The 10,124-nt window shown below is 65.6% G+C and carries 9 protein-coding genes; 3 read left to right on the top strand and 6 right to left on the bottom strand.

Annotated elements, in window-relative coordinates:
- Together V7Q81_RS11900 and V7Q81_RS11895 are read left to right on the top strand one after the other, a co-directional pair.
- Window positions 1–1,031 (top strand): SulP family inorganic anion transporter (locus tag V7Q81_RS11900; RefSeq protein ID WP_333843556.1); only part of this gene is annotated, 1,031 nt, incomplete at its 5' end.
- Window positions 1,032–1,070: 39 nt separating this feature from the next.
- Window positions 1,071–3,233 carry a SulP family inorganic anion transporter gene (locus V7Q81_RS11895; protein WP_333843554.1) on the top strand — a complete coding sequence of 721 codons (2,163 nt, stop codon included), beginning with the start codon at window positions 1,071–1,073 and terminating at the stop codon, window positions 3,231–3,233.
- On the opposite strand, the gene V7Q81_RS11890 is transcribed toward V7Q81_RS11895, so the two are convergent.
- Both V7Q81_RS11890 and V7Q81_RS11885 read right to left on the bottom strand, forming a co-directional pair.
- On the bottom strand, window positions 3,191–4,261 hold the full coding sequence (locus tag V7Q81_RS11890; RefSeq protein ID WP_333843552.1) for a sulfite exporter TauE/SafE family protein: 1,071 nt from the start codon (window positions 4,259–4,261) through the stop codon (window positions 3,191–3,193). The genes V7Q81_RS11895 and V7Q81_RS11890 overlap by 43 nt on opposite strands.
- On the bottom strand, window positions 4,262–4,507 hold the full coding sequence (locus tag V7Q81_RS11885) for a hypothetical protein (RefSeq protein WP_333843550.1): 246 nt from the start codon (window positions 4,505–4,507) through the stop codon (window positions 4,262–4,264).
- Window positions 4,508–4,683: 176 nt separating this feature from the next.
- Between V7Q81_RS11885 and V7Q81_RS11880 the strand changes: the two genes are divergently transcribed.
- Entirely contained in the window at window positions 4,684–5,235 is a 552-nt protein-coding gene (locus V7Q81_RS11880; RefSeq protein WP_333843547.1) for a cob(I)yrinic acid a,c-diamide adenosyltransferase, read from the top strand.
- A gap of 28 nt (window positions 5,236–5,263) precedes the next feature.
- Here V7Q81_RS11880 and V7Q81_RS11875 read toward each other — a convergent pair whose 3' ends face one another.
- The 4 genes from V7Q81_RS11875 to V7Q81_RS11860 all read right to left on the bottom strand — a co-directional run.
- Window positions 5,264–6,406 carry a 3-deoxy-7-phosphoheptulonate synthase gene (locus tag V7Q81_RS11875; protein WP_333843545.1) on the bottom strand — a complete coding sequence of 381 codons (1,143 nt, stop codon included), beginning with the start codon at window positions 6,404–6,406 and terminating at the stop codon, window positions 5,264–5,266.
- Window positions 6,407–6,514: 108 nt separating this feature from the next.
- A complete protein-coding gene (gene tldD, locus V7Q81_RS11870) occupies window positions 6,515–7,987 on the bottom strand; it encodes a metalloprotease TldD (protein WP_333843557.1) in 1,473 nt (490 codons plus the stop codon).
- A 33-nt stretch (window positions 7,988–8,020) separates the two neighbouring features.
- Complete coding sequence (locus tag V7Q81_RS11865) at window positions 8,021–8,890, bottom strand: carbon-nitrogen hydrolase family protein (protein WP_442954829.1); 870 nt, start codon at window positions 8,888–8,890, stop codon at window positions 8,021–8,023.
- 91 nt (window positions 8,891–8,981) lie between these two features.
- The coding region (locus V7Q81_RS11860) for a YhdP family phospholipid transporter (protein ID WP_333843540.1) at window positions 8,982–10,124 on the bottom strand (1,143 nt) is incomplete at its 5' end.

The following is a 10,124-nucleotide window of genomic DNA, read 5'->3' as shown; positions in this document are numbered from 1 at the left end:
GTCTGACCGCCCCCATCGCTTTCGCGGTTACCATGCTGGCCTTGACCGAAGCGGTGTCCATCGCCCGCAGCATCGCGGTGAAGTCGGAGCAGCGCATCGACGGCAATCAGGAATTCATCGGCCAGGGCCTGTCCAACATCGCCGGCTCGTTCTTCTCCGCCTACGCTTCCAGTGGCTCCTTCAACCGCAGCGGCTTGAACTACGAGGCTGGGGCCAAAACTCCTCTCTCCGCCGTGTTCTCCGCCGTCTTTCTGGTCTTCATCCTGCTAGCGGTAGCACCCCTGGCCGCCTTTTTGCCGATTCCTTCGATGGCGGCGATCCTGTTCCTCGTCGGCTGGGGCCTGATCGATTTCCACCACATCCGCAACATCCTGCGCACCAGCCGGGCCGAGACGGCCGTACTGGCGGTCACCTTCTTCGGCACCCTGTTCCTCGACCTGGAGTTCGCCATCTACGCCGGTATCATCATCTCCCTGATCCTGTACCTCAACCGTACCTCCAAGCCCCTGGTGCTGGACGTCAAGCCCGATCCGGCCGAGGGCAGCTATCACTTCTCCGCCGAGACAGGACTGCCCGATTGTCCCCAGCTCAAGATGGTGCGCATCAACGGATCACTGTTCTTCGGTGCGGTCAACCACGTGCAACAGGCGCTACAGGAGATCGACGAGCGAAACCCGCAGCAAAAACACGTCTTGATCGTAGCCAGTGGCATCAACTTCGTGGACGTGGCCGGCGCCGAGATGCTGGCCCAGGAAGCCAGGCGCCTGCGCCGCAAAGGCGGCGGGCTTTACTTCTACCGGATGAAGAACGCGGTGCGAGAGCTCATGGAGCGGGGCGGCTACCTGGAGGAGATCGGCGAGGAGAATCTGTTTCCGGTCAAAAGCCACCCGGTCGCCCACATCTACCCGCGCCTCGACCCGGAGATCTGCCGCCATTGCCGGGTGCGCATTTTCCGCGAGTGCCAGCAGCGGCTGCCGAACGGGGAACCACGGGCCTTGGACGACAAAGGCGCGAGCCCCATGAGCACTTGACGCGACGCCCGAGCGGTTCCGCCCATTCCTTGTCATTCGATGAATGCCCGCGCCCTGGCTCGCTTGCTTCCCTTCCTCAGCTGGTTCCCCGTAAAAGGGTCGACCCTGCGGGCCGATCTAGTGGCGGGGGTGACCGTCGGCCTGGTGCTCGTGCCCCAGTCCCTCGCCTACGCCCAGCTGGCTGGCCTGCCGCCCCACTACGGCCTGTACGCAGCGTTCGTCCCGGTCATCGTGGCGGCCGCATTCGGCTCTTCCCACCAGCTTTCCACCGGACCGGTGGCCATGGTGTCCCTGCTGACCGGGGCGGTCCTGACGCCTCTCGCCGCGGCTGGCTCGGAGCAGTTCGTGGCGCTGGCAATCCTGCTGGCCTTCATGGTGGGCGCGCTGCAGCTTCTGCTGGGAGCGTTCCGCCTCGGTGCACTGGTGAACTTCCTGTCCCACCCGGTCATCGCGGGCTTCACCAACGCGGCTGCCCTCATCATCGCCGCCTCCCAGGTCAACAAGCTGCTCGGCGTCAGCAAAGGCAGAAGCGAGAGCTTCATCCTCGACATGTGGGGGGTAGTGCTGCAGCTCGGCGACATCCATTGGCCCACCCTGGCCATGGGTGCCGGGGCGATCGGTCTCATGGTGGCGCTCAAGAAGATCGCACCCCGCGCGCCGGGCGTACTGGCAACGGTAATCGTTACCACCGCCCTGAGCTGGGCCATCGGTTTCGAGAAGAAAGGTGCTGCGCGGCCGGAAGAGGTCGCCGACGAGGCGCTGCGCTCCATCGCCGTCGATTACTTCGCCACCCAGGCCGCCATCGTCGAGCTGCAACGCCGGGTCGAGGCCGGCTTGAACGAGTTGCGCTCGGTGGAACGCTCCGGCAATGGCGGCGGCCGCCACGCGATAGCCCTGCGCTATCAGCTCGAGATCCTGCGCCTGGAAATCTCGGATCTCGAGCACGAGAACCGCAAGCGCCTGCGGGATCTGCGCAAGTTCGCCTTCGAGCGCGCCGCAACGCCCGAAGGACCGCGCCTTTACCTTCACGGCGAGCTGCCCGAGGGCTTCTCCGGCGACGGCCAGTTATGGCGCATCCGCGGCGTCAGTGAAGGCATGCTGCAGCTTGCGGGCGGAGGAGAGGTGGTGGGTGCCATTCCGCCCGGACTGCCGCAGCTCGAGCTGCCCCGAGTGAGTTTGGAACAGGTCGGTACGCTGCTCTCGGGGGCCTTGGTGATCGCCCTGGTGGGGTTCATGGAGGCCATCTCGATCGCAAAGGCAATCGCCACCCGCACCCGTCAACGGCTGGACGCGAACCAGGAACTAATCGGCCAGGGCCTGGCCAACATGGCCGGCAGCCTGTTCCAGTCCTTCCCGGTAAGCGGTTCATTCTCCCGGACCGCGGTGAACTACAGCGCTGGCGCCCGGACGGGCCTGTCCTCCCTCTTCACGGCGTGCATGGTGGTGATCACCTTGCTGTTTTTCACCCCATTGCTCTACCACCTTCCCCAAGCGGTGTTGGCGGCCATCATCATGATGGCGGTAGCGGGTCTCATCAATTTCCGGGCCATGATCCACGCCTGGCGCGCCCATCGCCACGACGGCATCGCCGCCTTCGTCACCTTCGCCGCCACCTTGGCCTTCGCGCCCCACCTGGACATGGGCATCCTCCTCGGCGCGGGCCTCGCGGTGCTGCTCTACCTCTACCGCACCATGAAGCCCCGGGTGGCGGTCCTGGGGCGCCATCCCGACGGCACCTTGCAAGATGCCTACTTGCACGGACTCCCCCTCTCCGAGCACCTGGTGGCGGTTCGCTTCGACGGGCAGCTCTATTTCGCCAACACCCCGTACTTCGAAACCGCTCTCCTGGACGTGGCGGCCCGCTTTCCCAAGGCGCGCCAGATCCTGGTGGTGGCCGACGGCATCAACCAGATGGACGCTTCTGGCGAGGAGACGGTGCGGCACCTGAACGCGCGCCTGCGGGAGGGCGGCGTCACCCTCTCCTTCTCGGGCCTGAAGCAGCAGGTCCTGGAAGTCATGGAACGCACGGGGCTGATCGAGGAAATCGGCCGGGAAAACCTGTTCGCCAGCGAAGACGATGCCCTCGAAGCGCTGGCCAAGCGCATCCATGATCCGGACTTCGATCCCGGCAGCTGCCCGCTGCTGGGCCGGCAGAGCCCTTATTCTGGCAGCGGCTCCTCTTCCGCCTCGCCCAGCGCGTGATCCCGGTGACCCCGGATGATAGCGCCCACGATGATGACGGCGCCCGTGAGCAGAGCCGCCACCATGAACAGGAAGCTCACGTCTTTGAGCAAATCCATAAGCTTTGAAGAAAGCGCCAGCTTCCCGAGCTGGGTCAGGTAGACGGGGATCACCACGATCCGGCTCACCGCCACGATCATCATGATGGCGCCCATCACCACCTTGATCATATAGGGCTTCACATAGGTGGTGCCGATCGCCCCCAATTGGATGCCAAAGAGCGATCCCGCTAGGATGATCATGGCGAGGCGAATGTCAACGAAACCGTGCATGGCATAGCTTATGGTGCCCACCATACCCATGACGAAGGCCACCACCAGCTCGGTGGCGCTCGCCACCATCGATGGTGCCCCCAGGACATAGATCATCCCCGGCACGCCGATGAATCCACCGACGGCGATCGTCGCCGCGAGCATGCCGGTGGCGAATCCCAAAGGAACGATGAACAGAAGGGAGACGCGCACCTGCGCCACTTTGAACTCGATCATGGTGCCCGGGATCTCGACGCTCTGGACCCAGCGCGCGAGGCGACCGGCTTGCTCCACGTAGCCGGCGCCTTGCCGATAAATCTTGTAAGCGTCCCTCAGCACCCACGTGCCCACGATCATCAGCACGATGACGAAGGCCACGCTCACGTACAGGCTGGACCCCGCCTCGCCGTAGGTCGCCTTGATGCCTTGTTGGACCATGGCCCCAACCCATACGCCGAGGGCAGCGGTGGCGGCCATGAACAGCCCAAGCTTCACGTCCACATGGCCGTACTTGTGGCGCTTGTACGCCCCCACCAGAGCCTTCGGAAACTTGTGGCACATGTTGCTCGCGACGGCCACGACCCCCGGCACTCCCATGCTCATCATGCCAGGGGTGAGCACGAAAGCGCCGCCAGAGCCGATGAATCCGGACACCAGGCCGCCGATGAAGCCCACCAGCAGCAAAAACACGACGCCTGGCAGATTCAGGTCGATGAAGTGGGGGGCGAGAGGTTCCATTCAACGCTTTCCTTTGCCCTGGGGCTTTCCCCGGATTCCCAGCGTCTCCCAGAAATAGCCGGTGAAGGCTCCGTGCACGAGGGAAAAGACGAAGGCCATCGCCACCGGGAGCAGCCAGGCGAGCCCGTCCGTACGAGTGGTGGCGCGCAAGACCTCTTCCTCGAAGAGGAACAAGAGCAAGTAAAGTCCGCCAGACCCGGCGCCGCTCAAGGCGAGGGGCAATAGAGGTTTCTTCTCTCCCTTCATTCCCGGCGTTCTTTGGATTGGAGCGGAACGGTTCGCGCGATTATAGGGCCCCGAATCCGGGCTGCTGATAGGGGGTTCTTATGGATGCATCGAGCCGCTTTTGATCCGCGACTTGACCCCTCCCTAGCGCCCGGCCGACAATGCGGCCACGTTTCTTCCTTAGGGACACACTGCACGTGGGACACCGCCTGTCGAAGATCTACACCCGTACGGGTGACCAAGGCACCACCGGCCTCGGGGACGGCTCTCGGGTGCCGAAGGACTCCCTTCGCGTCGAGGCCTTTGGCACCGTGGACGAGCTCAACAGCGTGATTGGGTTGCTGCTCGCGGAAGCGCTCGAACCGCAGGTGCGCACCTGCCTGACCGACATCCAGCACGACCTCTTCGACCTGGGGGGTGAGCTGTGCATTCCGGGCCGCACGGCCATGAGCGACGGCCAGGTGGAGCGGCTGGAGAAGCTCTTGGACGGCTTCAACGCCGAGCTCCCCCCCCTCAAGGAATTCATTCTCCCGGGCGGTGCCCGGCCGGCGGCCCTGTGTCATGTGGCGCGCACCGTGTGCCGCCGGGCGGAACGGCGGCTCGTCAGCCTGGCGAACGCGCAAGCCGTCAGCCCCGTCGCCCTCAAATACCTGAACCGCCTCTCCGACCTGCTGTTCGTGCTGGCGCGGGTACTCAACCGCCACCACGGCCAAGGCGACGTGCTGTGGCAGCCGGGGAAGAACCGCTGAGGCGCCTGAGCGCCGCGAAGGCCGGTCCTCAGGCCGCCGCCGAGGCGGTGCCGGAGGAGGCGTGGAATTTCTCCGCCAGGGCCGCCCGCTTGAGATAGGCCTCCCGGGCGATCCTCACGTCCTCGAGAAAATAGGGGAGCTCGGCCAGGGTCAGCGCTTGGGCGCCGTCCACCAGGGCCTTGGACGGCTCCGGGTGAAAGTCCACCAGCACCATGTTGGCCCCCGCGATCACTCCCTGGGCGGTCACGTGCATGATGTCCAGCAGCCGGTCGGGCGCCATCGCCCGCGAGCCCACCGAGTGGGAAGGGTCGATACACACCGGCATGCGGGTGAGCCGCTTGACCACCGGCACGTGGGAGAAGTCGACGAAGTTGCGGTGGGGGTCTCCCATATTGGTCTTCATGCCCCGCAGCCCGAAGATCACCTTGCGGTTTCCCTCGGAGGCCAGGTACTCGGCGGCGTTGAGTGACTCGTCCAGGGTGATGCCGAAACCGCGCTTGAATAGCACCGGGAACTCCTGCTGCCGGCCCACGGCCTTCAGCAGCTCGAAGTTCTGGGCGTTGCGGGTGCCGATCTGGAGCATGACGCCGGTGGGGTTGCCAGTGGCGTGGAGCGCTTCCCGGATCTGGTCGATGTGATCCTCATGGGTAATCTCCATGGCGATCACCTTGATCCCGTACTTGCCGGCAAGCTCGAACACATAGGGCAGGCAGGCCTTGCCGTGGCCCTGGAACGAATAAGGGCTGGTGCGGGGCTTGTAGGCCCCCATGCGGGTACACACCTGGCCGTTGTCCCGCAGCGCCCGCATCATCATTTCCACGTGCTCGCGGGTGTCCACCGCGCACAAGCCCGCGAAGACATGCAGGGTGTCCTGGCCGAAGCGCAAGCCGTTGTAGTCGAAGTGGGACAGGCGCTGATCATCCTTGTGGCGCCCCAGCACCCGGTAGGGCTCGGACACCCGCACCACCCGTTCCACGCAGGGAAGTGCCTTCATGTCCTCCACCGAAAGCTGCAGGGTGCTGCCGATCAGGTAGACCTCGGTCAGTACCCGCTCGGTGCCCTTCTCGTGATGGATGCGGGTCTGGATTCCCGGCAGCGAGCCCAGGTGCTCCATCAACTGCTTGAACTCGGGACCGTTTAGGTCCACGTTCTCTTCGAGGATCAGAATCATGGTCGCATGGCGCGAGGCTTCGCCGCGCTCTTCTATAAGTGCCTGAAAAAGGCTGAATTATAACAGAAGAACGCGGCGCTCGCGCCGCGAAAGGAAGACGGCGGACGCCTATTCCGCGGTGCCTCCGACGGTGAGCCCCTCGATCTTCAGGGTAGGCTGGCCCACCCCGACCGGCACGCTCTGGCCTTCCTTGCCGCACGTGCCGATGCCCGGATCGAGCTTCAGGTCGTTGCCGATCATGGACACCCGGGTGAGCACGTCGGGGCCGTTGCCGATGAGGGTCGCCCCCTTGACCGGATAGGTCACGCGGCCGCCCTCGATCATGTAGGCCTCGGCGGCGGAGAAGACGAACTTGCCGCTGGTGATGTCCACCTGGCCGCCGCCGAAGTTGACTGCATACAGCCCCCGATCCACCGAGCGGATGATCTCCTCCGGATCGTGGGGGCCAGCCAGCATGTAGGTGTTGGTCATGCGGGGCATGGGTAGGTGGGCGAAGGATTCGCGCCGGCCGTTGCCCGTGGGCGCCATGCCCATGAGTCGGGCGTTCAGGGTATCGTGCAGGTAGCCTCGGAGCACGCCGTTCTCGATCAGCACCGTGCATTGGGTGGGCGTGCCCTCGTCGTCCACGTTGAGGGAGCCGCGCCGCTGGGGCAAGGTGCCGTCGTCCACCACGGTGACGCCCGGAGCCGCCACCCGCTCACCGAGGCGGCCGGAAAAGGCGGAGCTGCCCTTGCGGTTGAAATCTCCCTCTAGTCCGTGGCCGACCGCTTCATGGAGCAAAATGCCCGGCCAGCCCGGGCCCAGCACGACGGTCATGGTGCCGGCGGGCGCCGGGCGCGCCTCCAGGTTGACCAGCGCCTGGTCCACCGCTTTCTTCGCGTAGTCCCGCAGCACCTCGTCGGTGAAATAGGCGTAGCCGAAGCGGCCGCCACCACCGCTCACGCCCTGCTCCCGCCGCCCCTGGGCCTCGGCGATGACTTGGACCGTGAGGCGTACCAGGGGACGCACGTCGGCGGCCAGCAGACCCGTACTGGAGGCGATCAGCACCACCTCGTACTCGCCCGCCAAGCTGGCGATCACCTGGGTCACCCGCGGGTCCAGCGACCGAGCATAGCTTTCAAGCCGACTAAGGAGTGCCACTTTGTCGGGGGCGGCAAGGGTCGCCAGCGGATCGACCGGCTCATACAGCCTGAGCCCCCGGGCCGGGCGGGGCGCCGGCACCTGGCGACTCGCCCCTTGACGGGCGATGGCCCGGGTGGTCTGGGCGGCCGACTCCAGGGCTGCCAGGCTGATGTCATCGGAATAGGCGAAGGCCGTCTTCTCCCCGGCCACTGCCCGCACGCCTACGCCCTGGTCGATATTGAAGCTACCAGCCTTGACGATGCCTTCCTCCAGCGTCCAGCTCTCGGTCCGGGTGTACTGGAAATACAGATCCGCCGCCTCGACCCCGTGGGTCAAGAGCTGGCCGAAAACCCGCTCGAGCTGAGGCGTGTCGAGGCAAGCAGGGGCCAGCAGGCGGCTGCGGGCAGTTTCCAGCAGCCGTGCCGGATCAGCAGCCTCGATGAGGCTGATGTCGGTCATGGGATCGTTCATGATTTCGTCATTGTATTCGATTCAACACCGGTGCACCGCGCGATGGGCGAGAGCCGGCAGACTCTCCCGCAGCCGTGCTTGGTAGACCGGGTCCAACTGGGCGCTCACCACCCCGGCACCCCGGGGAAGCCGCCCCAGCACCGTGCCCCAAGCGTCCACGATCATGCTGTCTCCGTGGGTCTCCCGTCCGTTGGCATGCCTCCCTCCCTGGGCAGGCGCCACCACGTAGGCTAGGTTCTCGATGGCCCGGGCTCGTACCAGCACTTCCCAGTGGGCCCGCCCCGTGGTGGCGGTGAAGGCGGAAGGAGCGAGGATCAGGTCCACCGTTCCCATGGCCCGGTAAAGCTCCGGGAAACGCAGGTCGTAGCAGATGGACAGGCCCACGCGCCCGAAAGGCGTGTCCACTGCGACCACCTCGGTCCCGGGCTCGATGGTGGCGGCCTCATCGTAACGCTCCTGACCAAGGGTGAGCCCGAACAGGTGGATCTTGTCGTAGCGCGCCGCTGTCCGACCCTGATCGTCGTAGAGAAGCAGGCTGTTGTAGACCTTGTCGGGGCGGCTTGCCTTGAGGGGCACTGAGCCCCCGGCGATCCAGATTCCGAGCCGCCGGGCGAGGCCGCTGAGAAAGGTTTGGATCGGCCCGTCCCCCGGTGTTTCCGCCGCGCCAAACCGATCCTGGTCCCGCAAGGGCATGAGGGCGAAGTTCTCGGGCAGCGCAACCAGCTGGGCCCCGCCGGCTGCGGCCTGCTCCACGAGCTGCCCAGCCTCTTTCAAGTTCTCCTCCACCCGGGGCCCCGAGACCATCTGCACCGCCGCAGCGCGGAAGGGCGAGCGGGTTTTCTTCGCCTCCGCCGCGAGGCGATGGGGTGCGGCGCCGGTGTCGGCTGGCATCATTGCCACCTTCCCCACGCCTTAGCGCGCGGCGGCTCGGCAACAGCGGCCAGTCTCCTGGGCGGGAGCGATGCGATAGGGGCACAGAGGCTCATGGTGGCAGTAGATTGCCGATGCGTCTGGGAATTTTGGTCACCTGGGGATCCACCCAGGTTCCCGCGACGTGGTATTCAAACGCGGCCATCTGACCGAAGGGATCTTTGAGCGCCTTGGAAAGGGCCAAAGTCGCCAGGCCTACCACAGGGCCGCCCACCACACCGGTTGCAAGGGCTGCCGTCTCGGACAAGGACGGCATCACCCTGACCCGCAGGTTCTGGGTCTCCCGGGCGAGATCCACTTCACCCTGCATGCTCACCCTGGCCGAGGGTCCTTCGATGGTGAGCGCCTCGGTGTGAGCGACTCCCTGGGCAAGGCGCACCTCGCCGCGGATTTTCTCGAAGGCAAAGCCCTTGCTGAAGACGTCGGTAAAATCCAAAGCGACACGCCGGGGCAGCGCCTGCAGGCTCAGAATGCCAAGCAGCTTCGCGACCCCCGGCTCCGCTTCCAGGAACTGACCGTCGTCGAGCGCCAGGGTGAGCCGGCCTGCGAGAGTCGGGTAGTCCATGGCGTAGGGCACGCCGTTCCACTCCAGCGTGCCCTTGACGCTGCCCGAGCCTCCCCGTACCCCTTCTCCCAGTTTAAGGCGCGAGGCAAAGCGCCCCAGGTCGGCCACTGCCAGATCCACGGACAACCGGGTGCGGGGGGGGCCGGGGTGCCGTTGCCACTGCCCAGAAGCGGTGAGCACACCATCGGGATGCTCCAGGGAGAGCTTATGGAGACGCCACAGCCCTCCCTGGGGTTGGGCCAGGAGCTCCAGCCGTCCGTGGGGGATCTGATTGAGGGTGAAGTGTTCGGCCACGATGTCCAGGGCGGGGAGGTCCCGTTCCTCAGGCGGCGTCCCGGCCCCGTCACGTCCCAGGGTTTCGTCCGAAGGAATGTTGAGCCGCGCCAGGCGAGCGGTGAGCCTTCCATTGCCGGCGCTCTCCCAGGTCACCTCGCCGGCGATCTCTCGGCCGGCGAGACGCAGCCTCAAGATGCCCTGGCGGCGCTCCCCTGCCGCCTCCACCTCGTGGAACAGGCGGTTGAAGGCCAACAGGCGCTTTACCCGGAGATCGAAGCCGACCAGGCCTGGGCCATTTCCCTCGCTTTCCCGGGGTAGCCATTCCAGCCAACGGTCCAAGTCCAGGAGGGAGGT

It is taken from the genome of Pelomicrobium sp. (assembly GCF_036803785.1).
GTDB lineage: Bacteria > Pseudomonadota > Gammaproteobacteria > Burkholderiales > UBA6910 > Pelomicrobium.
This window is presented reverse-complemented; position numbering and strand designations above follow the sequence as displayed.

Bases quoted from the DNA above. Each gene is read 5' to 3' on its own strand.
- V7Q81_RS11895 (WP_333843554.1), top strand. From the start codon at position 1,071: ATGAATGCCCGCGCCCTGGCTCGCTTGCTTCCCTTCCTCAGCTGGTTC.
- V7Q81_RS11890 (WP_333843552.1), bottom strand. From the start codon at position 4,261: ATGGAACCTCTCGCCCCCCACTTCATCGACCTGAATCTGCCAGGCGTC.
- V7Q81_RS11885 (WP_333843550.1), bottom strand. From the start codon at position 4,507: ATGAAGGGAGAGAAGAAACCTCTATTGCCCCTCGCCTTGAGCGGCGCC.
- V7Q81_RS11875 (WP_333843545.1), bottom strand. From the start codon at position 6,406: ATGATTCTGATCCTCGAAGAGAACGTGGACCTAAACGGTCCCGAGTTC.
- tldD (WP_333843557.1), bottom strand. From the start codon at position 7,987: ATGACCGACATCAGCCTCATCGAGGCTGCTGATCCGGCACGGCTGCTG.
- V7Q81_RS11865 (WP_442954829.1), bottom strand. From the start codon at position 8,890: ATGCCAGCCGACACCGGCGCCGCACCCCATCGCCTCGCGGCGGAGGCG.